At 72.1% G+C, this 25,619-nt stretch carries 24 protein-coding genes and 2 pseudogenes; 15 read left to right on the forward strand and 11 right to left on the reverse strand.

The annotated features are described in order from the left end of the window. Positions 1-164: 164 nt before the first annotated feature. From ACFPZI_RS27760 to ACFPZI_RS27775, 4 genes are all read left to right on the forward strand, one after another. On the forward strand, positions 165-1,451 hold the full coding sequence (locus ACFPZI_RS27760) for an ABC transporter substrate-binding protein (protein WP_381368427.1): 1,287 nt from the start codon (positions 165-167) through the stop codon (positions 1,449-1,451). After that, positions 1,448-2,386, forward strand: a complete 939-nt coding sequence (locus tag ACFPZI_RS27765; protein ID WP_381368430.1) for a carbohydrate ABC transporter permease — start codon at positions 1,448-1,450, stop codon at positions 2,384-2,386. The genes ACFPZI_RS27760 and ACFPZI_RS27765 overlap by 4 nt, the downstream gene beginning before the upstream one ends. Beyond that, a complete protein-coding gene (locus ACFPZI_RS27770; protein ID WP_381368433.1) occupies positions 2,383-3,243 on the forward strand; it encodes a carbohydrate ABC transporter permease in 861 nt (286 codons plus the stop codon). The genes ACFPZI_RS27765 and ACFPZI_RS27770 overlap by 4 nt, the downstream gene beginning before the upstream one ends. Before the next feature lie 155 nt (positions 3,244-3,398). Further along, complete coding sequence (locus ACFPZI_RS27775; protein ID WP_381368436.1) at positions 3,399-3,539, forward strand: hypothetical protein; 141 nt, start codon at positions 3,399-3,401, stop codon at positions 3,537-3,539. A 33-nt stretch (positions 3,540-3,572) separates the two neighbouring features. On the opposite strand, the gene ACFPZI_RS27780 is transcribed toward ACFPZI_RS27775, so the two are convergent. The 3 genes from ACFPZI_RS27780 to ACFPZI_RS27790 form a co-directional block, all read right to left on the reverse strand. Then, positions 3,573-4,340 carry a hypothetical protein gene (locus tag ACFPZI_RS27780; protein ID WP_381368439.1) on the reverse strand — a complete coding sequence of 256 codons (768 nt, stop codon included), beginning with the start codon at positions 4,338-4,340 and terminating at the stop codon, positions 3,573-3,575. Beyond that, entirely contained in the window at positions 4,330-4,845 is a 516-nt protein-coding gene (locus tag ACFPZI_RS27785) for a SigE family RNA polymerase sigma factor (protein ID WP_381368441.1), read from the reverse strand. Before ACFPZI_RS27785 ends, ACFPZI_RS27780 begins: the two co-directional genes overlap by 11 nt. Positions 4,846-5,516: 671 nt before the next feature. Beyond that, positions 5,517-6,320, reverse strand: coding sequence for an NERD domain-containing protein (locus tag ACFPZI_RS27790; RefSeq protein WP_381368444.1), 804 nt, complete (start codon positions 6,318-6,320; stop codon positions 5,517-5,519). 106 nt (positions 6,321-6,426) lie between these two features. Here ACFPZI_RS27790 and ACFPZI_RS27795 point away from each other — a divergent pair, with 106 nt between their 5' ends. The 5 genes and pseudogenes from ACFPZI_RS27795 to ACFPZI_RS27815 form a co-directional block, all read left to right on the forward strand. After that, positions 6,427-6,933: a protein-tyrosine phosphatase family protein gene (locus ACFPZI_RS27795; RefSeq protein ID WP_381368446.1), complete on the forward strand. Its 507-nt coding sequence runs from the start codon at positions 6,427-6,429 to the stop codon at positions 6,931-6,933. A 149-nt stretch (positions 6,934-7,082) separates the two neighbouring features. Continuing rightward, a complete protein-coding gene (locus ACFPZI_RS27800) occupies positions 7,083-7,280 on the forward strand; it encodes an SH3 domain-containing protein (RefSeq protein WP_381368568.1) in 198 nt (65 codons plus the stop codon). Between the two features lie 43 nt (positions 7,281-7,323). After that, on the forward strand, positions 7,324-8,712 hold the full coding sequence (locus tag ACFPZI_RS27805; RefSeq protein ID WP_381368449.1) for an FtsW/RodA/SpoVE family cell cycle protein: 1,389 nt from the start codon (positions 7,324-7,326) through the stop codon (positions 8,710-8,712). Further along, positions 8,709-10,166: a penicillin-binding transpeptidase domain-containing protein gene (locus ACFPZI_RS27810; protein WP_381368451.1), complete on the forward strand. Its 1,458-nt coding sequence runs from the start codon at positions 8,709-8,711 to the stop codon at positions 10,164-10,166. The genes ACFPZI_RS27805 and ACFPZI_RS27810 overlap by 4 nt, the downstream gene beginning before the upstream one ends. 49 nt (positions 10,167-10,215) lie before the next feature. Next, positions 10,216-10,482, forward strand: a pseudogene (locus ACFPZI_RS27815) (DUF3291 domain-containing protein); the annotation flags it as partial. Between the two features lie 25 nt (positions 10,483-10,507). On the opposite strand, the gene ACFPZI_RS27820 reads toward ACFPZI_RS27815, so the two are convergent. Continuing rightward, positions 10,508-11,107, reverse strand: a complete 600-nt coding sequence (locus ACFPZI_RS27820; RefSeq protein ID WP_381368454.1) for a Uma2 family endonuclease — start codon at positions 11,105-11,107, stop codon at positions 10,508-10,510. A gap of 225 nt (positions 11,108-11,332) precedes the next feature. On the opposite strand from ACFPZI_RS27820, the pseudogene ACFPZI_RS27825 reads away from it, so the two are divergent. The 4 genes and pseudogenes from ACFPZI_RS27825 to ACFPZI_RS27840 form a co-directional block, all read left to right on the forward strand. Continuing rightward, positions 11,333-11,729 (forward strand): annotated as a pseudogene (locus tag ACFPZI_RS27825) (diiron oxygenase); the annotation flags it as partial. A 54-nt stretch (positions 11,730-11,783) separates the two neighbouring features. Beyond that, on the forward strand, positions 11,784-12,437 hold the full coding sequence (locus tag ACFPZI_RS27830) for a TetR/AcrR family transcriptional regulator (protein WP_381368456.1): 654 nt from the start codon (positions 11,784-11,786) through the stop codon (positions 12,435-12,437). Between the two features lie 103 nt (positions 12,438-12,540). Beyond that, positions 12,541-12,870, forward strand: a complete 330-nt coding sequence (locus tag ACFPZI_RS27835) for a hypothetical protein (RefSeq protein WP_381368458.1) — start codon at positions 12,541-12,543, stop codon at positions 12,868-12,870. Positions 12,871-12,972: 102 nt separating this feature from the next. Then, positions 12,973-14,211 (forward strand): C40 family peptidase, encoded by a 1,239-nt coding sequence (locus ACFPZI_RS27840; protein ID WP_381368461.1) that lies wholly within the window; start codon positions 12,973-12,975, stop codon positions 14,209-14,211. On the opposite strand, the gene ACFPZI_RS27845 is transcribed toward ACFPZI_RS27840, so the two are convergent. The 5 genes from ACFPZI_RS27845 to ACFPZI_RS27865 are packed head-to-tail and all read right to left on the reverse strand — an operon-like array spanning position 14,175 to position 20,180. Beyond that, entirely contained in the window at positions 14,175-15,437 is a 1,263-nt protein-coding gene (locus ACFPZI_RS27845) for a styrene monooxygenase/indole monooxygenase family protein (RefSeq protein ID WP_381368464.1), read from the reverse strand. The genes ACFPZI_RS27840 and ACFPZI_RS27845 overlap by 37 nt on opposite strands. A 55-nt stretch (positions 15,438-15,492) precedes the next feature. Beyond that, on the reverse strand, positions 15,493-16,131 hold the full coding sequence (locus tag ACFPZI_RS27850) for a GTP-binding protein (protein ID WP_381368467.1): 639 nt from the start codon (positions 16,129-16,131) through the stop codon (positions 15,493-15,495). After that, positions 16,112-16,534: a DUF742 domain-containing protein gene (locus ACFPZI_RS27855; RefSeq protein WP_381368470.1), complete on the reverse strand. Its 423-nt coding sequence runs from the start codon at positions 16,532-16,534 to the stop codon at positions 16,112-16,114. Before ACFPZI_RS27855 ends, ACFPZI_RS27850 begins: the two co-directional genes overlap by 20 nt. Continuing rightward, positions 16,531-17,085: a roadblock/LC7 domain-containing protein gene (locus ACFPZI_RS27860; protein ID WP_381368472.1), complete on the reverse strand. Its 555-nt coding sequence runs from the start codon at positions 17,083-17,085 to the stop codon at positions 16,531-16,533. The genes ACFPZI_RS27855 and ACFPZI_RS27860 overlap by 4 nt, the downstream gene beginning before the upstream one ends. Continuing rightward, complete coding sequence (locus tag ACFPZI_RS27865; protein ID WP_381368475.1) at positions 17,082-20,180, reverse strand: nitrate- and nitrite sensing domain-containing protein; 3,099 nt, start codon at positions 20,178-20,180, stop codon at positions 17,082-17,084. Before ACFPZI_RS27865 ends, ACFPZI_RS27860 begins: the two co-directional genes overlap by 4 nt. A 466-nt stretch (positions 20,181-20,646) precedes the next feature. On the opposite strand from ACFPZI_RS27865, the gene ACFPZI_RS27870 reads away from it, so the two are divergent. Then, positions 20,647-21,432, forward strand: a complete 786-nt coding sequence (locus tag ACFPZI_RS27870; protein ID WP_381368478.1) for a protein phosphatase 2C domain-containing protein — start codon at positions 20,647-20,649, stop codon at positions 21,430-21,432. A 63-nt stretch (positions 21,433-21,495) separates the two neighbouring features. Here the strand turns inward: ACFPZI_RS27870 and ACFPZI_RS27875 are convergent, their stop codons facing one another. Continuing rightward, the gene (locus ACFPZI_RS27875; protein ID WP_381368481.1) at positions 21,496-21,990 is read right to left on the reverse strand and encodes a MarR family winged helix-turn-helix transcriptional regulator; all 495 of its coding nucleotides are present in this window, start codon (positions 21,988-21,990) and stop codon (positions 21,496-21,498) included. A gap of 253 nt (positions 21,991-22,243) precedes the next feature. Next, entirely contained in the window at positions 22,244-24,697 is a 2,454-nt protein-coding gene (gene lon / locus ACFPZI_RS27880) for an endopeptidase La (RefSeq protein WP_381368484.1), read from the reverse strand. Between the two features lie 213 nt (positions 24,698-24,910). Between lon and ACFPZI_RS27885 the strand changes: the two genes are divergently transcribed. Then, on the forward strand, positions 24,911-25,615 hold the full coding sequence (locus tag ACFPZI_RS27885; protein ID WP_381368486.1) for a spermine/spermidine synthase domain-containing protein: 705 nt from the start codon (positions 24,911-24,913) through the stop codon (positions 25,613-25,615). Positions 25,616-25,619: the final 4 nt, after the last annotated feature.

A 25,619-nucleotide genomic window follows, 5' to 3' on the forward strand; every position in this document is an offset into this window, starting at 1 on the left:
GGTTCACGTATATAAATGCTGTTCACTGTCTTGATGGAGTGGGTTGTCTGTGCGTAGAGTCCGGTCACCTCGCCCGCACGCACTGGACGGAGCCACTCGTGTCCAAGCAACTCCGCAAGCCAAGAGGAGGGCGGCAAGCCGGCGTTCTCGCCGCCGTTCTTGCCGTGACCGCTGCCACCGTCACCGCTTGTTCCTCGGGGGGCACAGCCCAGCAGGACGACTCCCAGCCCTTGGAGGTCTGGATCCGGCAGGACGCCGGGAGTCCCTCCGCGGAGTCGGCCGAGGCCCTCACCAAGGCCTTCACCAAGGAGAGCGGCATCGAGGCGAAGCTGGTCGCCGTCGGTGTGACGGACTTCGAGACCAAGCTTCAGCAGCGCACCGCGCAGAAGAACCTGCCGGACATCGTCATCAACGACACGGGCCAGCTGGGCAACTTGGTGACCCAGGGGCTGGTCCGCGAGGTCGACCGCGACGGTGTGGCCGGGAGCGCCGATCTCGCCGACCGCGCCTGGGAGGCCGCCCAGGGCTACGACGGCAAGTACTACGGCGTGCCCTTCAACTCGCAGGCCTTCGCACTGCTGGTGCGCAAGGACTGGCGGGAGGCCGTGGGCGCCGACGTTCCCAAGACCTGGGACGAACTCACCGAACTGGCGGTGAAGTTCACCGAGGACGATCCGGACGGCAACGGCAAGAACGACACCGCCGGCATGGTCATCCCCGGGAGCACCACCCGTGGCTATCTGACCTGGTGGTTCTCGACCATGCTGTGGTCCGAGGGCGGCGACTTCGTCAAGGAACAGGGCAAGGGCTACGCATCCGCGATCGACGAGCCCGCGTCGGTCGAGGCGGTCGAGAAGCTCCAGGCGATGTTCTGCGACTCCAAGGTCGCGCAGCCGGGCGCCAGTACCGCCGACTCCTCGGCCACGCACACCTTCTTCGAGAGCGGCAAGGGCGGCATCTACCTGACCGGCCCCTACATGCTGCCGCGCTTCGACGGGTCGCTCGGCAAGGACAAGTACGAGGTGATCGCGCCGCCGCCGGGCGCCGGCGGCGAGGCCGTCCTGGCGGAGGGCGAGAACGTCTACATGATGGCCGGCTCCCACAACGAGAAGGGCCAGCAGGAGTACGCCGAGTTCGCCGCCTCCCCGGCCGGCCAGAAGATCGGTCTCGGCGTCGACAACGGCGGCATCATCGTCCGGCTGCCGGTCAACACGACGGTCGACGGGGCCGCCGAGCGCAAGGACCCGCGCTGGGAGACCTTCCAGGAGGTCTACAACACGTCCGGCCGCAACGCGCCGGCCCTGCCCAACTGGTCCACCATCCGGCAGATGTCGTCCGAGGGCCTGAACGGCGTCGTCTCCGTATGCTCGCGCGACGCGGGCAAGGCGATGGGCGAACTGGCGGGCGAGCTGGACGCCGAGCTCGAAAAGCAGGGGGCCAAGGGCGAATGACGGTGACCGAGGCACGGACGTCACCGGGTCCAGGCACCCGGCGTCCGCTCCGTGCGGGCCCGCCGGCGAAGGTGCGGCTGCGACGGGCCGCGACACCGTGGCTCTTCCTGGCCCCGGCCCTGCTGCTCTTCCTGTACTTCAAGTTCATCCCCATGGCCCAGGCCGTGCGGATGAGCTTCGAGGAGGTCCGTCCGTTCCTCGGCAACACCTACGTCGGCGGCGCGAACTACGCGGAGGTCGCGGGGAGTTCCGACTTCGGCGCGGCGGTGTGGCACACCGTGGTCCTGGCCGTGGCGACCACCGCCGGGTCGATCGTGCTCGGTCTCGCGCTGGCGCTCCTGCTGGAGGGACAGACCCGGAGCCTGTGGTTCATCCGGTCGGCGATCTTCCTGCCGGTGGTCACGGCCATGGCGGTGGTGGCCGAGGTGTGGCGGGTCATGTACTACCCGGCCGAGGGCGGGGCGCTGAACTCGGTGCTGTCCGTCTTCGGCCTGGGGCCGAGCGAGTTCCTCAACTCACCGGACAGCTCACTGGCGTCCATCGCCTTCGTCGGCATCTGGCGGGGCGCCCCCTACGACATGATGATCTTCCTGGCGGGGCTGGCCGGCGTGGACCGGGTGCTGTACGAGGCGTCGGCGGTCGACGGCGCCTCGCGCTTCCGCCGGATCTGGCACGTCACGCTGCCCGGCCTGCGGCCGGTGTTCGCGATCCTGCTGACCCTGGCGGCGATCCGGGGCCTGCGGATCTTCACCGAGGTGTTCCTGCTCACCAACGGCGGGCCGGACGGCTCGACGGAGGTGCTGCTGACGCTCACGTACAAGCTCGGACTCGAACGCAACGAGCTGGGCGTGGCGGCGGCCGGAACCGTCCTGCTGTTCCTGGTTCTGCTGGTGCTGACCGTCGCGGCGCGACTGCGCAGGAGGGAGGCCCGATGAGGAACGAGACCGCGCTCGGCCTGCAGGAGGCGCACGGACCATGGGCCCGGGTGGCCCGGTTCGTCCTGTACACCGTCCTTTTCGTGATCTTCGCGGGGCCGCTGCTGGCGCTGATGATCGGCGCCTTCACGCCGACCGTGGACCCGACGCAGTTCACCCTGTTCCCCGACCGGCTGTCGCTCGACAACCTGGAACGGGCGATCGACCGGGGCGTCCTGGACTATCTCCTCAACTCCTTCATCGTGGTCGGCGGTGGCCTGGCCCTGCAGGTCCTGGTCAGCGTCTTCGCCGGCTACGCCCTGGCCCGTAAGCGCTTCCGCGGTTCGGCGGCGGTGCTGGTGATCGTCCTGGCGACGATGATGCTGCCGGAGGAGGTGCTGGCCGTACCGCTGTCGGTCCTGCTGGCGGATCTGCCGGTGCTGCACATCAGCCTGGTCGGCTCGCTGGCCGGCATGATCGTGCCGGTGGCGGCGTGGGGCTTCTCCATCCTGGTCATGACCGAGTTCATGAAGGAGATCCCCAAGGAGCTGGAGGAGTCGGCGAAGCTGGACGGCGCGGGCGAGTTCCGCATCTTCTGGCAGGTCGTGCTGCCCCTGTGCCGCCCCGCCCTGGGCGTCATCGGCATCTTCGGTTTCACCATGATCTGGGACCAGTACATGCTCCCCCTGCTGGTCGCCACGGACCCGGCCCAGTACACCCTGCCGCTGGCCCTGCGCTCCATGCGCTCGGACGACCAGGTGGGCATCGGCGTGCTGCTCGCGGGCGCGTTCCTGGCCATGCTGCCGTCGGTACTCGCCTTCCTGGCCCTCCAGCGCTCGTTCATCCGGGGGCTGACGTCGGGGGCGGTCAAGGGGTAGGGAGCCGGCCCGTTCCGGAGACCGGCCCGCGATCACCCGTGGCCGTGGGCCGGACGGTGTTCGCCGGATGGGTGTTCCGCGCTCGTCAGGCGGGATTCCGCGTTCGCAAGGCCGCTCTCGTAGGCGATGACGACCAGTGGGGCGTGGTCGCGGGCGTGCAGCTTCGCGAAAAGAGATCCGGTGTCCGGGCCGATGTGGCCGAGCAGCATCCGCACCGTGAAGGCGAGTCCGTCGACGACGCACCCGCCGAACTCACCACCGCCCTGTGCTCGTTCCTCCGGCAGGTGATCCGCTGACCCAGCCCCGCGGTCGGTCAGGTCCGCGGTCGGTCAGCCCCGCGGTCGGGAGGTCGCGGTTCCGGTTTCGGGTCCGGGGTTCGACCCGTCGGTCGGGTTCGGCGTCGGTGCGGGCGGGGTCGGGGTGGCCGTGGAGGAGATCTCGACGTGTTCGCCCTGCCGGACACGGGTGTAGAACCATCGCGCGTCCTTGACGCTCAGGCCGAGCCAGCCCGTCCTGGCGTCGAGGGCGCCGAGGGATCTGGTGTCGAAGGCGAGGGCGCCCGCGTAGACCGGCGGCCGGTCGCCGGTGCGCAGCTCCACCACGTACGGGACCTTGGCCTCGTAGCGGTTCTCGACCCTCGCATCGCCCCGCAGCAGCATGACCTCGTGCTTGGCCCGCACGGTCAGTTCGCGGCCGGGCGGCAGCAGCGTGGCGAAGAAGTGCGAGTCGACGCGCATGACACGGCCGTCGAACGTGAGGGTGTGGCGGCCCAGGTCGAGGACGGCCTCCTCGGTGCCGGCCGACCGGTCGGTCGCCGCCTCGGGTGCCCGGGGGCTGGACGTCGACGCGCCGATCGCCTCGGTGCCGGACGAGGTGGCCGGGGTGTGCGGGCCCTCGCCGGGCTCCTCGGCGTGCACGGTGAGTCCGATCGTCGCCAGCATGCCGGCCACCGACGTCGCCAGGCCGAAGCGGAGGGTGGTCCGGCGACGGCGGGAGCGGCGTCGCGCCCGGGTGCGGACCTCGGCGGCCGGTACGGGTGGCGGAACCTCGTGTGCCTCCGCCAACTCGCGCAATACTGTGGCGAGTTCATCCGACACGGCCGCCCTCCCTCCAGGCCGGCTCCTCGGCCTCGTCCACCGCCAGCTGTTTGGCCAGTGCCGCCCGCCCCCGGGACAGCCTGGTCTTGACCGTTCCCACGGGTGCACCGGTCTCGGAGGCTACCTGTTCGACGCTGAGGTCGCACAGATGGTGAAGGACGACCGCCATGCGCTGGTGCTCGGGCAGTTCGCGCAATGCGGCTACCAGCGCGGCGCGTTCGGGACCGGGGCCGGGGGTCGTTTCCGGCAGCGCGGAATGGCGCACCAGCTCCAGCCAGCGTCGCGCGCGGCGCCAGCGGCTGACCGCGAGACGCATGGCGACCGTGCGTACCCATGCCTCGGGTGCCCCGTCGGCCTGAAGCTTGTGGCGCCCGCCCCAGGCCCGTACGAACGCCTCCTGGACCACGTCCTGAGCCTCGCCCAGGTCCCCCGTGAAGGCGAAGAGCTGACCGGTCAGACGGGGGAACGCGGCCGCGTAGAAAGCGTCGAACTCGTCCTCGGTCATGCCCTCCACCGGTGTCCGTGAATGTGCGTACGACCGGCCGTCCCTGACATGCACACAGGTCCGACAGATCACGCACATGGAAGCACAGCCCTGGAGGAAGACGCGGAACACGGGCCCCGGGATCCATCAACCGCCGTACGGGTGAACGCCGTTTCCCTGTCCCGCAGCCGCGGGCGACCGTCGGCGACCGCCCACGGTCGCCCGCGGTTGCCGGCGGTCGCCCGCTGCCGGGTCAGGCCGACCGTTTGCGCGGGGTGGCCTTCTTGGCCGGGGTTCTGCGCGCCGTCAAGGCCGTGGACGTCGACTTCTTGCCGCCGGTCGGCTTGGGTGTCCGGCGGACGGACCTGCGCTGCCGGAGAGGTGTGGCCTCGGTCTCCCCGCCGGACTCGCCGTCCCCCGGCCCTCGTCCCCGCCCTCTTCCTCGTCCCGCGGCGCGCGGGCGGCGCGGACGCTGCTCTCCAGGGCCGCCATCAGGTCCAGGCCCTCGCCGCCCCGGCCGGCCCGCTCCACCCCGTTCGGCCGGCTCGGCCGACCCAGCCCGCCCGACCTGCTCAGCCCGCCCGACCTGCTCAGCATGCCCCACCGACTTCGCCCGCCCGGCCGAATCAGCCCGCCCCACCGACTTCGCCCGGCCCGCACTCCGCCCGCCCGGTCGGCTGCTCCCGCCCCGCTCAGAGCCGGGCCCATGTGTTCCGGTCCCGTGCCATCGCGTGCAGGGCCTCCACGTCGGCAGGTTTCAGCACGCCCCCCAGGTCGCCCAGACGCTCCACCTCGCCGTCCGTCAGGACGCGTACCTCGCGCGGCGGGGTCCTCACCGTCACGTGCGACGCTCCGACCAGGACGAGCACCGGGCGGACCTCCGCGGTCAGGGCGTACGAGACCCGGTCGGCGTCGGCGCGGACACGGCGCAGCACGGGGTGCGGCTCGCGGCGGCCGAGGGCGACCAGCGGGTCGTCGACCGTCACCCGCTGCCTGCGGGCATACACGGCGTGCATGGCGTACAGCCCGCCGGGGCCGATCACCAGGTGGTGGACGCGGTCGCCGCCGGGGAGCGGGATCGAGTGCAGGGCGCGTACCCCCAGGCCGTCCATGCGGTCCAGGGCCTCGCCCACCGTCCGCTCCGCCTCGAGTGCCCGGTGACGCGGGTCGGTGCGAAGGCGGCGGACCGGGCCGGGGTCGCGGTCGAGCGCGACCAGGAGGGCCTCGCCGGGACGGTTCGGGGCGAGGTCGTCGTCGGGATGGAGGGTGAGTCGTGCCAGCTCGGCGGGGGTGGGGACCGGGGGCGGGCCGACCTCGACCGGGCCGGTGAGGAAGGGGCCGAGCGCTTCGAGCACCTCCGCCTCGCGGTCCTCGCCGAGCAGGCTGACCCTGGCCGCGTCACGGTCGTACCAGGCGATGTTCCCACCGTCCGGGAGACAGACGTACAGCCGCTCCTGACCGTGCCGCCAGGCCGGTACGACGCGCAGACCGTTCATGCACCATCACCCCGTCTTCCCTCTTCCATGGGAACAGGCGGGGTGCTCCAGGGGCAAGAACCCGGCTACCTTGAGAAGACTTGGCGGTGATGCTGGGGAGGCACCGTTGCATACCCGTAGGAAGCAACCCGACGTACCCGCACCGGGCACTCCATGGGACGAGATCGCGCCCGGTCTGTGGATGGGCGGGCACGAATTCAGGGGCCGGACCGGGCAGCTGGAGTTCGCGGCGGTTCGCCAGGAGTTCGATCTTGTGCAGACGCTGCTGCGGATGCCGGGGCACGGGCCGGCCCCCGGGGTCGAGCACCATGTGTGGCCGATCCCGGACGGGCCGCTCGACGGGACCCAGCTCCTGGGGGTCATCCGGCTCGCCGAGGCGGCGTGCGAGGCGCTGGACGACGGCCGCAAGGTCCTCGTGCGCTGCTATCACGGGTACAACCGCTCCGGACTGGTCGTCGCGCACGCGCTGATGCACCGGGGCAGCTCCGCCGAGGAGGCGATCCGGCTGATCCGGGCCCGCCGCTCGGGCTGGGCCCTGCACAACGAACTGTTCGTCGACTACCTGCGGGCCGGGCTGACGACGGCACGGCTGCTGGAGGAGCTGACGGAGTGAGCGGCGGGACGCCGTGGGGTGTGCGCGTCGCGTCGACAACCCTGCCGTGCCCTCAGCACGGGGCTGTCACCAGCGACGCCATGAGGTGATGCGGCGGAGGCGGCGACCGGGGTGAGTACAAGGGTGTCGTCACGACCCAGTCGCTCGCCCTGCGCACCTCGCCGGACCGCGGCGCAAAGGTCATCCGGTACGCCCACAAGGGCGAGGTCGTCTCGATCTACTGCAGGGCCGGCGGGGACACCGTCCAGGGCCACCCGCTCTGGTACCTGGTCATCGACGGCAGAATCTGGACCTGGGGCGCCGCCCGCCACATCGACAGCATCGGGCCCGCGCCACGCTGGCACTGACCGGCACAGCACACAAGAGGGCGCATATAGGTAGGTTCCGGACATGAGCAAGGCCGGAATCTCCCTGGCGACGGCTGATCCGCCCACGCCCACCACTCCCCTCCCCCGGCGCCGCGGCGTCGAACTCGCCCTCATCGTCCTGGCCGTCCTGCTGTCGGTGTACGGCTACTGCGCCGTCGGCTTCGCCAGGAACGGCTCCGTCCCGCCCGGCGCCGCCGGTTACGGCGCCGGGCTCGGCGTGCTCGCGCTGGTCGCGCATCTGGCGGTGCGCTTCCGGGCACCCGGGGGCGACCCGCTCCTGCTCCCCATCGCCGTCCTGCTCAACGGGCTCGGCCTGGTGCTGATCTACCGGCTCGACCTGGAGACACCGGGCGACGAGGCCGCCCCGACCCAGTTGGTGTGGTCGACGCTGGGCGTGGCGCTGTTCATCGCGGTCGTCCTGCTGCTGCGCGACCACCGGGCGCTGCGGCGTTTCACCCGCGTGTGCGCCGCCTCGGCGCTCGTCCTGCTCACGGCGCCGATCCTCTTCCCCGCGGTGAACGGGGCCCGTATCTGGATCCGGGTCACCGGGTTCTCCATCCAGCCGGGGGAGTTCGCGAAGGTGCTGCTCGCGGTGTTCTTCGCGGCGTACCTGGCGGAGAACCGCGGCGCGCTCACCTATGCCGGCCGCCGGTTCTGGCGGCTGCAACTGCCCACCGGACGGGTGCTCGGCCCGATCGTCGCCGTGTGGCTGGTGAGCGTGGGCGTGCTGGTCCTGGAACGGGACCTCGGCACGTCGCTGCTGTTCTTCGGCCTGTTCGTCGTCGTGCTGTACGTCGCCACCGGCCGTACCGGCTGGCTCGCCGTCGGCCTGCTGCTGGCGTCGCTGGGCGCGGTGGCCGTGGGCCGGCTGGAACCTCATGTGCACAGCAGGATCGAGACCTGGCTGAATCCGTTCGCCTCGATCGAGGCGGGCGAGGGCCCGAACCAGCTGGCGCAGTCGCTGTTCGCCTTCGCGGAGGGCGGGCTGCTCGGCACCGGGCTGGGGCTCGGGCATTCCGTGCTCATCGGCTTCGCGGTCAAGTCCGACTTCATCCTGGCCACGGCCGGTGAGGAGCTGGGTCTCGTCGGGCTCTCCGCGATCTTCCTGCTGTACGGGCTGCTGGTGGAGCGCGGCTACCGGGCCGGCCTCGCGCTGCGCGACCCGTTCGGCCGGCTGCTCGCCGTGGGGCTGGCCGCGATCGTGGCCCTCCAGGTGTTCGTGATCGCGGGCGGGGTGACGGGGCTGATCCCGCTGACCGGGATGGCGATGCCGTTCCTGGCGCAGGGGGGTTCGTCGGTGGTCACCAACTGGGCGATCGTGGCGCTGCTGGTCCGGCTGAGCGATTCGGCATGGCGCCAGGGGGACGGACGTCCTCTGCCCGACGGGGCGAACGGAGGTACGGGTTCATGACGCGGCACATCCGGCGTGCCGCCGTGTTCTGCGCGCTGCTGCTGTTCGCCCTGCTGGTGAACGCCATCCGCGTCCAGGTGCTGCATGCCGATGCCTACGACGACAACCCGGCCAACCGCCGTGACACCATCGCCCGTTACCACCAGCCACGCGGCGACATCCTGGTCGACGGCCGCCCGGTCACCGGCTCTCGGGACACCGGGGAGCATCTGCGCTACGAACGGACCTACGTCGACGGCCCGTTGTACGCGCCGGTGACCGGCTTCGCCTCACAGGAGTACGGGACGACCCTGCTGGAGCACACGGAGGACGGACTGCTGGCGGGCACCGACCCGCTGCTCCAGCCGCTGCCGCTGTGGAACGACTTCACCCGCTCCCGCAACGCGGGCGGCGATGTCGTCACGACGATCCACCCGGCCGCCCAGCGGGCCGCGTACGAGGGGCTGCGCTCGCGCAAGGGCGCGGTGGCGGCGGTGGAGCCGTCGACCGGGCGGATCCTGGCGCTGGTGTCCGTCCCGTCGTACGAGCCGGAGCTGCTGTCCGGGAACGGGGCGGCGGCGCGGCGGGCCTGGGCCCGGCTGAACGCCGACCCGGACAAACCGATGCTGAACCGGGCCGTGCGGCAGACGTATCCGCCGGGTTCGACGTTCAAGGTGGTCACCGCGGCGGCGGCGCTGGACGCGGGCGTGGTCACCGACCTGGACGCGCCGACGGACTCCCCCGTGCCCTACACCCTGCCGGGGACGACGACGCGGCTGACGAACGAGTCCCGGGGCTGCGCGGACGCCTCGGTGCAGGAGGCGTTCACCTGGTCCTGCAACACCGTGTTCGCCAAGCTGGGGGTGACCACGGGCCTGGCGGACCTGACGGCCACGGCGGAGGGCTTCGGTTTCAATGAGGAGGGGCTGCGGGTGCCGTTCCCGGTGGCGCGCAGCACCTTCGACACCACGATGGACCGGGCGCAGCTCGCGCTGTCGTCGATCGGTCAGTACAACACCCGGGCCACTCCCCTGCAGATGGCGATGGTCGCGGCGGCCGTCGCCAACAACGGGTACGTACGGGAGCCGTACCTGGTGGAGCGGACGACCCGGGCGGGCGGCGGCACGGTGTCGGCGGCCGGCCCGGGGAAGTCCCGGCGGGCCATGTACCCGTCGACGGCGCTGCGGATGCGGGAACTGATGCGCGGGGTGGTGGAGGAGGGCACGGGCACGAACGCCGCGATCCGCGGTGCCGTGGTCGGCGGCAAGACCGGCACCGCCCAGCACGGCATCGGCAACTCCGGTACGCCGTACGCCTGGTTCGTGTCCTGGGCGCAGGGCGACGGGGACGCGGAGGCGAAGGTCGCGGTGGCGGTCGTGGTGGAGGACGCGGCGGCCAGCCGCCGGGAGATCAGCGGCGGCGGCACTGCGGCACCGATCGCCCGGGCGGTGATGGAGGCGGTACTGAGGCCGTAGGCATCGCTGGGCGGATCATCTGTTGAGCCGAGGGATGCCGAACCCGCCCCTCCCCGCGTACATGTACCAGGGACGGCACCGGGAGATGCCGGGCCGGCGGCGGGCGTGGTTCGAGCAGGTGCGGGAGGCGATGACGGCCCTGTGGTGGGTCCCGAAGGTCCACCGTCCCACGGTCGCAAAGGCCGAATCCCGCCTCCTCCACCTCCGCACCCACGGACCCGCCCCGCACGCCTTCACCCTCCGGACCTCGTTCCCGCCGGAGACGCCGACCCCGGTGACCGGCGAGGTGCCGGACGACCTGGGCTGCTCGGCCTGAGGTCTGTCCGGCTCGAGAGTCTGCACTATCGGCGGCGGTTTACGGCAGTGAGATCAATGTCGACGGGGAAGGGAACGGTCAGCTTGAGGCGGTTGTGGAAGATACCCATGGGAATGTACGCCTTGGTCGCCGGATCCAGCTCGTAGACGTAGATCACGGGGAGTTCCTCGTTCTCCTCCACTCGCCAGAAGTGCTTGATACCGGCGGCCGCGTACTTGCGGGGTTTGACCTCGCGATCCCGGTCGACCGAGTCCGCGGATACCACCTCGACGGCGAGAACCACGTCCTCGTGCAGAAGGCGGGTCCGCTTCGGCCCGGTGTCGGCGTCGGCACGGGCCACCATGACATCGGGTTCCGGGCGGTTCCGCTCGTTGAGTGTCACGGTGAACTCGCGGTAGACCTCGAACTCGTCAGGCGCCTGGTCGAAGAGGGCGTTGTCCAGCAGGCGGATCGTGCGCATGTGGAAGGTGGTCTGCGGACTCACGAGGACGAGGCTCCCGTCGATCAGCTCCGTGTGCGGAGGCAGGTGGGGAAGCTCGTCGAGGTCGTCCGCCGTCCAGCCGCCCTGCGGCGGACGAGGCCACTCGTAGTCGTCGTCCAGTTCGGAGTCACGTACGGCGCTCATGATTGCTCCCATGCGCTGGAGTCTGACCGGCACAGTCAGACTACCCAGGGTGAACGTCGATTCGCCGTTCCATGAGGTGATCCGAAGGGCGCGCCGTTAACGCCCACCCGGGGGAGAGCGTCCGCCGACAAGTCGCGCGCAGGGGATTGACGGGCTTGCTGACAAACAGTCTCATAAGCGAGGTGAACCGCCGGTAACCCGATACGCCCACGAGATGGAACCGCCATGACGACCCAGCCCCTGACGGATGCCGACGCCCTCGACGGACTGCGCGACGCACTCGGCCTGCTCAAGGACCGGGAGCAGGTCGCCCAGCGGCTGCTCGACGCCTCCGCCAAGCACTCCTTCGACCCGGACGAGGAGCTGGACTGGGACGCGCCCTTCGAGGAGGGCCTGTGGTTCTGGCCGCCGGAGCTGGTCTCGCTGTACGGCACCCCGCTGTGGAAGCGGATGAGCGAGGAACAGCGCATCCGGCTGTCGCAGCACGAGGCGGCGCTCGCCTCGCTCGGCATCCGGTTCGAGCTGATCCTGATGCAGCTGCTCGTGCGGCACATCTACGACAAGGCGGCCACGAGCGCGCATGTGCGGTACGCGCTCACCGAGATCGAGGACGAGCGCCGGGGGGACGGACGGGCGCCGGGGCAGCCGCCGAGGGCGGGCGGTTACGCTGCGGGGCATGACCCCGTCGGCCCCCACCCCCGCCTACCGGCGCCTCGGCGTCGAGGAACGGCGCAGACAGCTGCTCGACGCCGCGCTGTCCCTCTTCGCCCACCGCGCGCCCGACGAGGTGTCGCTGGACGACGTGGCGGAGGCCGCCGGGGCGTCGCGGCCCCTGGTGTACCGGTACTTCCCGGGCGGCGAGCAGCAGCTGTACGAGGCGGCGCTCCGGTCTGCCGCCGACGAACTGCGGGACTGCTTCGACGAGCCCCGCGAGGGCCCGCTGCTGCCCCGGCTGTCCAGGGCGCTCGACCGGTATCTCGCCTTCGTCGACGGGCACGGCACCGGGTTCAGCGCGCTGCTGCAGGGTGGGAGCGTCGTGGAGACCTCCCGTACGACCGCCATCGTCGACGGGGTGCGCCGGGCCGCCGCCGAGCACATCCTCAGCCATCTCGGAGTCGCCGAGCCGGGGCCCCGGCTGCGGATGACCATCCGGATGTGGATCACCGCCGTGGAGGCGGCCTCGCTGATCTGGCTCGACGAGGACAGGCCGCTGCCCGTCGGTGAGCTGCGGGACTGGCTCGTGGAGCAGTTCCTGGCCGCCCTGGAGGTGACCGCGCGGCGCGACGCGGCGACCGGGGTCCTCGTCCGGGCGCTGTCGGTGGACGGCTGACCCGTCGGACGGACGACCGGCGCGACGGAGAGCCCTGCGGCAGCGACCGGCGGGACGGACGACCGGCGGACGCCCGACGTGGGGCATGGCCGACACTGGTGCCGTGAAAAGACAGGACACCCCCTTCGAGGGCGGGCCCATGGACGGGCGCGTCCTGCCCGTGCTGCTGGGCATCACCGGGCACCCGCCCAAGACGTACCGCATCCCCGTCCCGGCCCCGGACGGCGGCCCGCCCACGGTGCTGGTCTACCGGCGCGTGCCCCGGGGGCAGAGCGGCCGGCTCGGGCTGACCCAGGGGTGGAAGTACCTGTACGACCCGGACGGGGCGGCGACGGCCGACCGCCCGAGGTGGCCGTGGTCCGGGCGCACCCGCGATCCGGCCGCCGATCCAGACGCCACGCCGCGCGGCAAGCCGGACGACGCCGACGGGTGACGCCGTTGCGCCGAACCGCGCACACCCGGCGAGCGGACCCGGCCGGGCCGTCGGATGCTCGCGATGCGGAGCGGAGGAGCCGCCCGCGTCGGAGGTGATGACGTGTCAAGAATGCTTCTGCGTCTGGCGTGTGCGGCGGCGATCGCGGCCGGCGCCGTTCTCGCACCGGGGCCCGCGACGGCCCTTCCACAACCGCCGGAAAGTACCGCGACGGAGCCTTCCGGGGACAGTGCGGCCGCCCTCGCGGCCACACCTCCCGATGACCGGTCCGTCGCCGGACTGCTGACGGATCTTCAGCGCCTGTACCGCGAGACCGGGAAGGCCACCGAGGCCTACAACGCCACCGAGGAGCGGCTGGCGAAGCAGCGCGCCGAGACGCGGCGGCTGGACCGTGCCCTCGCCGCCGCCCGGCTCTCCCTGCACGACAGCCGGGGCGCGGCCGGACGGCTGGCCCGGCAGCAGTACCAGAGCAGCACCGAAATCTCCCCGTACGTACGGCTGCTGCTGGCCCGCGATCCGCAGCACGCGCTCGACCAGGGGCATGTGATCGCGCGGCTGGCGCGCAGCCGCGCGGACACGGTGGGCCGGCTGACCGGCAGCGAGCAGCGGGCCGACGCACTCGCCCGGCGGGCCCGCAAGGCGCTCGACGACCAGCTCACCTTCGCCGAGCGGCGCGGGAAGCAGCGCGACGCGGTGCGCGAGCGGCTCGGCGAGGTCGAGAAACTGCTCGCCTCGCTCACCCCCGACCGGCTGGCCGCCCTGGCCGAGCTGGAGCGGACCGAAGCGACCGAGGACCAGGCGGAGTTCATGGCTTCCGGAGCCCTCGGCGCGCCGGGCGCCCCGGGTGCTCCCGGTGCCGGGCGCACGCCCTCCGCGGCGGGCGACCGGGCCCTGCGGTACGCGGTGGAGCAGATCGGGAAGCCGTACGGGTGGGGCGCCGAGGGCCCCGAGGCGTACGACTGCTCGGGGCTGACCTCCGAGGCGTGGCGTGCGGCCGGGACGCCGGTACCCCGGACCAGTCAGGAGCAGTGGGCGCGGCTGGAGCGGGTACCGCTGGACGCGCTGCGGCCGGGTGACCTCGTCGTGTACTTCCCCGACGCCACGCATGTCGCCCTCTATCTCGGCGACGGCAGGGTGGTGCACGCGCCCCGGCCCGGGGCGCGGGTGAAGATCTCCCCGATCGCGGCCAACCCGGTCCTGGGCGCCGTACGCCCCGACCCGGGCGGGGAGCCCTTGCCGCGCCATGTGCCGCCCGAGCTCCCCCAGCGGGCGATGGAGGGGCCCGACCAGGGGTATGCGTCCGGCTACGCTCCCACGGCCCCCGAGACCTCCGCCAGGTAGGCGCCGGCCCTCTCCGGGTCGTAGAAGAAGTTCTCGAGGTCGGCCGGATTGTCGAAGCAGTTGACGAACCGGTCGGCGACGGGCTGGAGCCCGCCGCCGGCGCCGAGGACGGTGAGGACGTGCTCGGGCGGCGGGGCCAGCATCGCGTTGGTCCACTTGGTGACGTGCTGGGCGGTGTCCCAGTACCGGTCGAAGGTCCCCCGCATCCACGCCTCGTCGAACGGCTGATCGCCGTGCTCGACGATGGAGGCGAGATAGGAAGCGGCGCACTTGGAGGCGGAGTTGGAGCCCTGGCCGGTGATCGGGTCGTTGGCCACGACCACGTCGGCGACGCCGAGGACCAGGCCGCCGCCGGGCAGCGTGCCGACGGGGTTGCGGACGGTGGGGGCGTAGCGGCCGGCGAGGGTGCCGCCGGCGTCGGTCAGTTCGACCTTGGTGGCCCGCGCGTACTCCCAGGGGAGGAACTTCTCCATGAGTTCCAGGGTCAGGGAGAGGTGCTCCGCCGGGTCCTTGACGTCCTTGAAGACGTCCAGCGGGCCGCCGGGTATGCCCTCCCAGAACAGGATGTCGGCGCGGCCCGAGGTGGTCAGCGTCGGCATGATGAACATCTCGCCGACCCCGGGGACGATGTTGCAGCGGACCGCCTCCGTGTCCGGGTGCTCCGGACGCGGGGCCATCCCGTGGACGTAGGCCACCGCGAGGGCGCGCTGCGGCTCGGCGTACGGGGAGCGCGACGCGTCGCGGCCGAACATCTGCACGAGCTCGCCCTTGCCGGCGGAGACGAGCACGAGGTCGTACGCACGGGAGAAGTAGTCGAGGTCGCCGACGGCCGCGCCGTGGATGACCAACTGGCCGCCACGCTGGGCGAACGTCTCCATCCAGCCCGCCATCTTCACCCGCTGGTCGACCGACTGCGCGAACCCGTCGAGCCTGCCCAGCCAGTCGATCGCGCGCTGCGTCGGACCCGGGTCGTGCGAGCCGGGGGCCGCGACCGAGACGCCGAGCCCCTGGATCTTCGGGGCCTGGGACTCCCAGAAGTTCAGCTGGAGATCGCGCTCGTGCTGCAGGGCCGTGTGGAACATGCACTGCGTCGACATCACCCGCCCGGTGCGGATCTCGTCCGCGGTCCGGTTGGACATCAGGGTGACCTCGTACCCGTGGGACTGGAGGCCGAGGGCGAGCTGGAGACCGGACTGGCCGGCTCCGACGACGAGTATCTTCCGCATACGGGGTTCTCCTAGCTGGACGAGGGCTTCCGGGAGCCGGGCAGGGGCTTCCGGATCACTCCGGAGTTTCCTCGAGCGCGTGACCCACCAGGGACAGGAGGGTCTCGATGACCGAGATCCGGCGCCGCGCATCCATGATCATGACAGGTATGTGGGACGGGATGGTGAGCGCCTCCCGCACGTCGTCCGGCTCGAACAGCTCGGTCTCGTCGAAGTGGTTGACCGCGACGACGTACGGCAGTCCGCAGCTCTCGAAGTAGTCGAGCGCCGGGAAGCAGTCCTTGAGCCGGCGGGTGTCGGCCATGACGACCGCACCGATCGCGCCGCGCACCAGGTCGTCCCACATGAACCAGAACCGCTGCTGACCGGGGGTGCCGAAGACGTAGAGCACCAGGTCGTCGTCGAGCGTGATCCGGCCGAAGTCCATGGCCACGGTGGTGGTGAGCTTGTCCGGCGTGGCGGCGAGGTCGTCGGTCCCGGCGCTCGCCTCGGTCATCAGCGCCTCGGTCTCCAGAGGCTTGATCTCCGAGACGGTGCTGACCAGCGTGGTCTTGCCGACACCGAAACCGCCGGCCACCACTATCTTCGTGGCGATCGGGGCGCGGGTACGGTCCGTCTGCCAGGGCAGCAACGGCTCGTCGCCTTCGACGAGCGGGGTGACGCCTTGAGCTGCGTCAGAGACGGCGGAGTCCACTCAGTACCCTTTCCAGCAGCACGCGGTCCGGGCGGCCCGTGCCGTGGCCGGTTCCCGTTCCGTAGACACGGATCTTTCCCTGGTCCGCGAGGTCGCTCAGGAGGACGCGGACCACGCCGAGCGGCATCTTCAGCAGCGCGGCGATCTCGGCCACCGTTCGCATACGGCGGCACAGTTCGACGATGGCCCGCAGCTCCGGCATCACCGTCGACTTCAGCGAACCCTTCGGCAGCTCCTTGCGCTCCTCGGCGGCCTCCAGCTCGGCGGTGCTCGCCACGAACGTCTCGACGAGGAGCACATGGCCGAAGCGGGTACGGCCGCCGGTGACCGAATAGGGGCGGACCCGGGCGGGTTTGCGGTCGCCGCCACGGACCGGGAGGTTCTTCCTGGACTTACCGCTCAACGGGGACTCCCGGTGGACTCGTTCTCCAGGGCTGTGTTCTCCATGGACATGCGCAGTTCGCTGCGGAGTTCGGGGGTCAGGACATGGCCGGCCCTGCCCACGAACAGCGCCATGTGGTAAGCCACCACGCTCATGTCGACGTCCGCGGTGCCGTGCACACCGAGCAGCGAGCCGTCACTGATCGACATCACGAACAGACTGCCCTCGTCCATCGCCACCATGGTGTGCCGGACCGGGCCGTAGTCCATCAGCTTGGCGGCGCCGACGGTGAGGCTGCCGATGCCCGAGACGACGGTGGCCAGATCGGCGGCGGAGCCGCGCGGGCCGGCGCGCTTCCCTGCCTTCGCCCCGGGCGCCCCGGCGGCATCGGCCGACCCGCGCGAGTCCGTCCGGGCCTTCGCGAGATCGGGGTCCGAGGAGAGCAGCATCAGGCCGTCGGAGGAGACCACCGCGACCGAGAGGATGCCGGGCACCTCCTCGACGAGATTGGTCAGCAGCCAGTGCAGATTGCGAGCTTCACTGCTCAGTCCGAAGGTACTCGGCGCGGTCAACTCGTTGCCTCCTCGACGGTGCCCCCCGTGGCTTCTTCGGATGTGGCGGCGGCCACGGTGGAGGGCGATCGGTGCGGGCCCGTCTCCTCGGTGATCTCCACCTCGACGTCCCGGCGTCCGGCTTCCGCCCCCCGTCGGAAGCCACCGAGGCGGCGGCGCAGGGCTTCGGCGTCCACCGAGCCGCTGCGCTGCCGGGGTGTCTCGACGGGTGCGGTGATCTTCGGTGTGCGCTTGGGCAGCCCCTTGGCGGTGACCGGTTCCGGGGCCTCCGGCTCCGGAACCGGTTCCGGCTGCGCCGCTCGCTCCGCCTCCGGGCCGTCGGGCACGCGCGTGTGCTCGGCGACGGGGGCGGGAGCGGAGCCACGCGCGGGTGCCGGTGCCGGTGCGGGCCTGGTCGGCAGCACGGGCGCGGGCTGGGACCCGGGTTTCGGCGTGGGCTCCGGCCGGGCGGCGGGAACGGGAGCGGGGACGGCCGCGGCCTGCGGGTCAGCCGTGAGGTCGACGGCCGCGGGAGCGTCGTCGACCGGGTGGCCGGGGTGGGCGGCCGGGGTGTCGGCGCCGGGGGTCCCGGCGGTCCCGGCAGGCGTGGAGGTCCCGGCGGCGGCCGGCCGTGCGGGCTGCTCGTCGGCCGCCTGCGCGGGCGCCGGGATCAGCAGCTCCATGGTGGTCTCGGCGGGCCGCTCGTGCGTCGTGTCCAGGCCCCCGGCGGTGCCGTCAACGGCTTCGGCCGCGTCAGCCGTCACAGAGGTGGTCACAGGGGTGGTCCCGGAGGTGGCCCGGGAGGGCGTCGGCTCCGTGGCGTCGTCCGCCGCGGGCTCCGCGGACCGCTCCCCAGCGGGCTCGTCCACGTGCTCCCCCGCGGCGGGTTCCTCCGCCTCGGGCTCCTCCTGCCGTCGTACCGCCTGCTCCGCCAGGGCGACCAGCGGGTCGCCGCCCTCCGTGCGGCCGTGCAGGACGTTGGAATTGGCCTCGGCGTCCGCGCCGGGCAGGGAGACACGGGGTGAACCGTCGGCGACGGGACCGGAGGCCGGTACGGCGCCCGGGGTGGCGGCGGCCAGCAGGGTCATGGGCAGGACCACGACCGCGGCGACACCGCCCTGCTTCTGCTCCCGCAGCCGCACCCGTACCCGGTGCCGCTGGGCGAGCCGGGCGACGACGTACAGGCCGAGCCCGAGGCCGTCCTCGCCCTCCTGCTCGTAGGGCGCCTCCGGGTCGAAGTCGGACAGGCGGGTGTTGAGCCGCTCCAGCCGCTCCCCGGTCATGCCGATGCCCTCGTCCTGCACGGAGAGCATGACCTCGCCGCTCTCCAGGAGCCAGCCGGAGACCTCGACGGGCAGGTCGGGCGGGCAGAACGAGGTCGCGTTCTCCAGGAGCTCGGCGAGCAGGTGGCTGACGTCGTCGGCGGCGAACCCGGCGATGTGCGCGTGCGGCGGCAGCGCCGCGATACGGACCCGCTCGTAGCGCTCGATCTCGCTGACCGCGGCCCGTACGACGTCGACGAGCGGCACCGGGCTCGCCGAGTGCTGGACGTGTTCGGTGCCGGCGAGGACGAGCAGGTTCTCGCTGTGCCGGCGCATCACCGTGGCGAAGTGGTCGAGCTTGAACAGGGTGGCCAGGCGGTCCGGGTCGTTCTCGCGCTCCTCCAGGCTCTCGATGACGCCGAGTTGCCGTTCGACCAGGCCGAGGGTGCGCAGCGCCAGGCTGACGAAGGTGCCGCCGATGCTGCTGCGCAGCTGCTCCAGGTGGGCGGTGGACTCGGTGACCTGGGTGCGCAGCTCCTCGCGGGCGTCGGCCATCCGCTGCCGCTGCGCGACGAGGTGCTTGCGGTCGGCCTCCAGCGTGGCGATCCGCCCGGTGAGCTGTGCGGCGTGCGCGTGCAGGGCGTTCACCGAGCGGACGACCTGGGCGAACTCGTCGTTGCGCCCGGTGAACGCGACCGGTTCCTCGCTGCTGGGGTTCTCGGCGCCGGCGAGCCGGGCGGAACCGCGGCGCAGCACGGACAGCGGACGGGTGAGGGTGCGGGCCATGGCGGTGGCGACGCCGACCGCGAGCAGGATGAGGGCGCCGAGGAGGGCGACGCGGATCTCGAGCGCGGTGACGTCGTCGTCGCGCAGCTGGGCGAGGTCCTTGGTGCGCTGGTCGAAGAGGGCGGACTCCACTCCGCGCATCGCCTCGACGCGGGCGGTGAGCGCGGCCGCCAGCTTCTTGGAGCTGGTGGCGAGTTCCTCGTCGGAGAGGGTCGGCTCGTCAGTGAGGTTCTTGAGGTACTTCTCGGCGGCGTCGACCTCGGGGCCAGTGACCGTGGAGTCGTACGAGGCGCGGGTGGCCTTGGGCGCCGTCTCGCGGAAGTCGGCGAGCGCGGCGTCGGAGCGCACGCGGGCCTGGAGGGCGGCCGCGGTCAGCGCGTCGCGCCGCTCGGCGTCGGCGTCCGACGTGGAGGTGGACGTGGTGGGCAGACCGGTGATGGGGTCGATCACGGTCTGAGTGGTGCTCGGCACGTTGAGTGCGGCGAGCAGCAGCCCTCGGGTGGCGGCGGCCTGCTGGACAGCGGTGTCCAGCTCGGCGAGCGCGTAGGAGCCGGAGCCGGCCCGGGGCGGGGTCTCCTCCGCGAGCTGCTCGGCGAGCCGGTGCAGCTGGGTGATGGCGGTGGAGTACGCCTGGTGCGCTTCGAGCGCGCTGCTCTTGCCGGTGAGCGCGGCCCGGCGCAGGGCGGCGATGGCGTCGAGGTCGTCGCGCATCGCGGCCGGGGTGCCGGTGTCGGCGCGCAGTTCCTCGACCTGCCGGTCGACGCGGGTGCTGTGCTGCTCGGTGGGCGCCTTGGCCTCGGGGCGGCCGGCCGCGATGTAGGACGTGACGTCGTCCCGCTCATCGGCGAGCGAGTGCGCGAGGGCGAGGGCGTCCTGGGTCTGCTCGGCCCGGGTCACCAGGTTCTGGGAGTCGCTCAGCTGCCCGGAGGCGGCGAGCAGGGAGGGCGCCCCGGCGCCGGCGATCGCCGCGGCCACGACCGCGACGGCCACGATGAGCCGGTTGCGCACGTGGGTGGGGCGGCCCCGGCCTACGGTGGGCTTCTGCTCAGCGTCCCCCCCGGGGGTCATCTGCTTGCCTGTGCGACGAGGCCGCGTCTTCTGCACCGGTGCTCGCATTCCTGGCTCGTGTACCCGTGGGTCGGGGTGACGTTCCGTCAACAGGCGCCTACGCCCTGCCCGTATCGAGGGCGTACGCCCTGGCGGACGGCCGGTCGCGCTCGGGCGGCGAGACGCCCCCGTCGCTCCCCGACCCTCCCAGTGCCCATGGGCACCACACGCGCATCACCTGACCCGCCACTCGAAGGAGTGAACATCGGAGGTGAGTTGAGGGGCAAGTCGCGCGACCTCCCGCAGCGGCCCTTCGCGGCAAGCCGGTTGGACGTCTGCGGCGGCCGGTGGCAGGATTCGCCGCCACGCGCTTCCGGAGCACTGCAATCCCACCCAAACGCGGCGCCTGACCTGCACGACTGCCGGTACGGGGCGAACAGTGGGGGCCTTCGGGAGCCCTTGTGGAGGGGTCGTGCAGACTGGCCGGATGCGTACGGAACTTGCCTCGGAGCCCGGTGACGCGGCCCGCCCCAATGAGGACTTCGCGAGTGTCGGGCTTCCGGCCTCCGGTCAGGGCGGTTCACTGGTCGTGCTGGACGGGGTCACGCCGCCACGGGGCGGCACGGGGTGCCGGCATTCGGTCCCCTGGTTCACCGCGCGCCTCGGCGGGGCACTGGCCGAACTGACCGTTTCCCTCCAGGATGTCCCCCTGGCGGACCTGCTGTCCCGGGCCGTTTCCCGTACTGCCGAGGCACACGCGAAAACCTGTGACCTTTCTCACCCCCGTACGCCCCAGGCGACGGTGGCGCTGGCGCGCTGGTCACCGGAGTCGGTCGAGTACCTGGTCCTTTCCGACTCGGCCCTGCTCGTCGAGTCCCCGGGCGGCACGGTCACCGCGCTGCTGGACGACCGGCTGGCCCGGCTGCCCCGCTCGGCGCTGGCCACGGACGCGCTGGTGGACTCCACCCTGCGGAACAAGGAGGGCGGCTTCTTCACCGCGGCGGCCGATCCGTCGGTCGCGGTGCGCGCGGTCACCGGGACGCTGCCGCGCGCCGAGGTGCGCGCCCTGGCCGCGCTGACGGACGGTGCCACCCGCTGGGTGGAGAGGTTCCGCGAGGGCGACTGGGCGGACTGTCTCGCCCTCGTCCGCAAGGAGGGGCCGCAGACGCTGGTGGACCGCGTCCGGGCCCTGGAGCGAGCGGACACGGATCGGGTGATCCTCGGCCGGAGCAAGACGCACGACGACGCGACGGTCGTGTACGTGGAGCTCTGAGCCCCGGCTTCGCGGGAGCTTCCCCCTTCTCCTCTCCCGCTCCTCTCCATTCCCCGGCTTCCGCTACTTCTCCATTCCCCGGTTCAGCTGGTGCAGCAGCCGGGCGAGTTCCGTGACCTCGCCCGGGTCCCAGTCGGCGAGGCCGCGTGCGTAGCGCTCCCGGCGGGCCTCGCGGACCCTGCTCATCCGGCTCCGGCCCTCCGGGGTGAGGGCGACCAGCCAGGCGCGGCCGTCGGCGGGGTCCGGTTCGCGGGTGACGAGACCGAGTTCCTCCAGCGCGTGCAGCTGGCGCGACATGGTCGCCTTGCCGACGCCGATGAAGGCGGCGAGTTCGGTGGCCCGCTGCTTGCCGCACTCGTCCAGACGGACGAGCAGCCCGTAGGCGGACGGCTCCAGGTCCGAGTGGACCGCGCGGGACATCTCGCCCTGGCTGGCCCTGGCGCGGCGCAGCAGCACCGTCAACTCCCGTTCCAGAGCGAGGAATCCTGGCTGGTCCACACCACCGTCGGGCGCCTGCGCCGAGGTGTCCTCGTCGCCGCCGTTTCCGCCTTCGTGCACGTCAGTCCCTGCCTCGGTTTCACCGGTCGTCCATGTCTGCGCCAGGTGGCGGCGCCACTGGGGTTCCGCAAGTATTTCGCAGACGTGGGTTGCGGCAGGACATCGCGGCCGGCCACCGCCTCGTCACCGGCACGGCCGACCGGGCGGGGGCACCGGCCGATGTCCGTGCCCCGCGCCGTCGTCCGGGCTGCCGCACGGCGACGGCCCGGATCCCGTGAGGGAGGTCCGGGCCGCCGACCGTCCGGTGACGCCGTCACACCGCCACCGGAACCTCCGGCGCCGCGCCGTTCGTCGCCGGCGAGAGCGCCAGCTCCAGGACCTGGCGGACGTCGGTCACGGCGTGGACGTCGAGCCCGTCCAGCACCTCGGCGGGGACGTCGTCCAGGTCGGGCTCGTTGCGCTTGGGGATGATCACGGTGGTGATCCCCGCCCGGTGCGCCGCGAGCAGCTTCTGCTTCACCCCGCCGATCGGCAGCACCCGGCCGGTCAGCGAGACCTCACCGGTCATCGCCACGTCCGTACGGACCAGGCGCCCGGAGAGCAGCGAGGCCAGGGCGGTGGTCATCGTGACGCCGGCGCTCGGGCCGTCCTTGGGCACCGCGCCCGCCGGGAAGTGGATGTGCGCGCCCCGCTCCTTCAGGTCGCCGACCGGAAGCTCCAGTTCGGCGCCGTGGGACCGCAGGAAGCTCAGCGCGATCTGCGCCGACTCCTTCATCACATCGCCCAGCTGACCGGTCAGGGTCAGTCCGGCCGCGCCCGTCTCCGGGTCGGCCAGGGACGCCTCCACATAGAGGACGTCACCGCCGGCGCCGGTCACCGCGAGCCCGGTGGCGACACCGGGGACGGCGGTACGGCGCTCGGCCGGTTCCTGGGCGGACTCGGGCACGTGGTGCGGCCGTCCGATCAGACCGCGCAGATCACTGTCCCTGACGGTGAACGGCAGCTTCCGCTCGCCCAGTTCGTGCTGGGCCGCGACCTTGCGCAGCAGCCGTGCGATGGACCGCTCCAGGGTGCGGACGCCCGCCTCGCGCGTGTACTCGCCGGCCAGCTTGCGCAGCGCGCCCTCGTCGAGGGTGACCTCGTCGGTGGCGAGCCCGGCGCGCTCCAGCTGGCGCGGGAGCAGGTGGTCGCGCGCGATGACGACCTTCTCGTCCTCGGTGTAGCCGTCCAGGCGGACGATCTCCATCCGGTCCGCCAGCGCCTCCGGGATGGCCTCCAGGACGTTGGCGGTGGCGAGGAAGACGACGTCCGAGAGGTCCAGTTCGACCTCCAGGTAGTGGTCGCGGAAGGTGTGGTTCTGCGCCGGGTCCAGCACTTCGAGGAGGGCGGCGGACGGGTCGCCCCGGAAGTCCGACCCCACCTTGTCGATCTCGTCGAGCAGCACCACCGGGTTCATCGACCCGGCCTCCTTGACGGCCCGCACGATCCGGCCGGGCAGCGCGCCGACGTAGGTACGCCGGTGGCCGCGGATCTCGGCCTCGTCGCGGACGCCGCCGAGGGCGACCCGGACGAACGTGCGGCCCATCGCGTGGGCGACGGACTCGCCGAGACTCGTCTTGCCGACGCCGGGCGGGCCGACGAGGGCGAGCACGGCACCGCCGCGGCGACCGCCGACGACCCCGAGCCCGCGCTCGGCGCGCCGCTTGCGCACCGCCAGGTACTCGGTGATGCGCTCCTTCACGTCCTGGAGGCCGGCGTGCTCGGCGTCGAGCACGGCCTGGGCGCCCTGGATGTCGTACGCGTCCTCGGTGCGCTCGTTCCACGGCATCTCCAGGACCGTGTCGAGCCAGGTGCGGATCCACGATCCCTCGGGCGACTGGTCGGAGGAGCGCTCCAGCTTGTCGACCTCCTTGAGCGCGGCCTCGCGCACCTTCTCCGGCAGGTCGGCGGCCTCGACGCGGCTCCGGTAGTCGTCGGATTCCTCGCCGTCCTGTTCGTCGTTCAGCTCGCGCAGTTCCTTGCGTACGGCTTCCAGCTGGCGGCGCAGCAGGAACTCGCGCTGCTGTTTGTCGACGCCGTCCTGGACGTCCTTGGCGATGGACTCGGCGACGTCCTGCTCGGCAAGGTGGTCGCGCAGCTGCTGGGTGGCGAGCTTCAGCCGGGCCACCGGGTCGGCGGTTTCCAGCAGGGCCAGCTTCTGTGCGGTGGACAGGAACGGTGAGTAACCGGAGTTGTCGGCGAGGGCGGAGACGTCGTCGATGGCCTGGACGCGGTCGACGACCTGCCAGGCGCCGCGCTTGCGCAGCCAGGCGGTGGCGAGCGCCTTGTACTCGGTGACCAGCTCGGCCACCTGGCCGGGATAGGGGTCTCCCTTGTCCGAGCGGAGTGGAGAACTCGGGGAACGCTCCGGCACGGTCTCGTCGATCCGGATGCCCTCCACCCACAGCGCGGCACCCGGCCCGGTGGTCCCGGCGCCGATCCGCACCCGGTCCCGGCCCCGGATCAGGGCGCCCGGGTCGCCGTCGGCCAGCCTGCCGACCTGCTCGACCGTGCCCAGGACGCCGGTGCCGGCGTAGGTCCCGTCGATGCGTGGCACCAGCAGGACCCTGGGCTTCCCGGACTCCGACGCGGCGGCGGCCTGGGCGGCCTCCACCGCGGCGCGCACCTCGGAATCACTCAGGTCCAGCGGGACCACCATCCCGGGCAGCACGACCTCGTCGTCGAGCGGCAGCACGGGCAGGGCGAGCGATGCGGACTCAGCAGCCATGATCTCCCCTTCGGCAATCAAGTTGAGCTGTATCGACTCAATGCCCCTGAACCCTTGAATGTTCCCGGGCTGCGTGCGACTGCGTTCGCTCTCAGCGATCATCCGACGGCCGGGGGCGAGAAGGCGCTCCTCGGGACTGCTCGGGACTGCTCGGGGCGACCCGGAACAGCGGGAGGCGCCCCGCCGTACGGGGAGTGCTGTCAGGATGAACGCATGTCCACCCCCTACGACATTCCCGAAGTCCTGGACCGCCGCGAGGGCCCGTACGGGGAAGTGGTGCTCCGCCGGCACGGCAGCCTGCTGCAGATCATCGCGAACGGCTGCTTCCTGATGGACACCTCCGACGGCCGCTCGGAGCGCCGGCTGGTCGACGCCGCCCTGGCCGCCCTCGATGCCGCCGACACCCGCGCGGGGCACGGTCCGCGGCAGGACCCGCACGTCCTCATCGGCGGACTCGGCGTCGGCTTCTCCCTCGGGCACGCCGCCGCCGCACCCCGCTGGGGCCGCATCACGGTGGTGGAGCGCGAACCCGCCGTCATCGACTGGCACCGCGCGGGTCCCCTGACCGAACTCTCCGCGCGCGCTCTCGCCGACCCCCGCGCGAAGATCGTCGAGGCCGATCTGGTGGCGTACGTCCATGAGACGTCCGACACGTTCGACGCACTGTGTCTCGACATCGACAACGGCCCCGACTGGACCGTCACCGAGGGCAACGACGGGCTCTACTCCCCCACCGGACTCCGGGACTGCGCAAGGGTGTTGACCCCCGGCGGAGTACTCGCGGTGTGGTCCGCCCAGCCGTCCGCGGATTTCGAGGAAACCTTGCGGAATGCCGGGTTCCAACAGGTGCGTACCGAAGAGATCCCCGTTGCCCGGGGCGTTCCGGACGTCGTGCATCTCGGCGTCCGCCCTGGATAGCAAA

The sequence above is a fragment of the Streptomyces chlorus genome (assembly GCF_042655885.1).
GTDB lineage: Bacteria > Actinomycetota > Actinomycetes > Streptomycetales > Streptomycetaceae > Streptomyces > Streptomyces chlorus.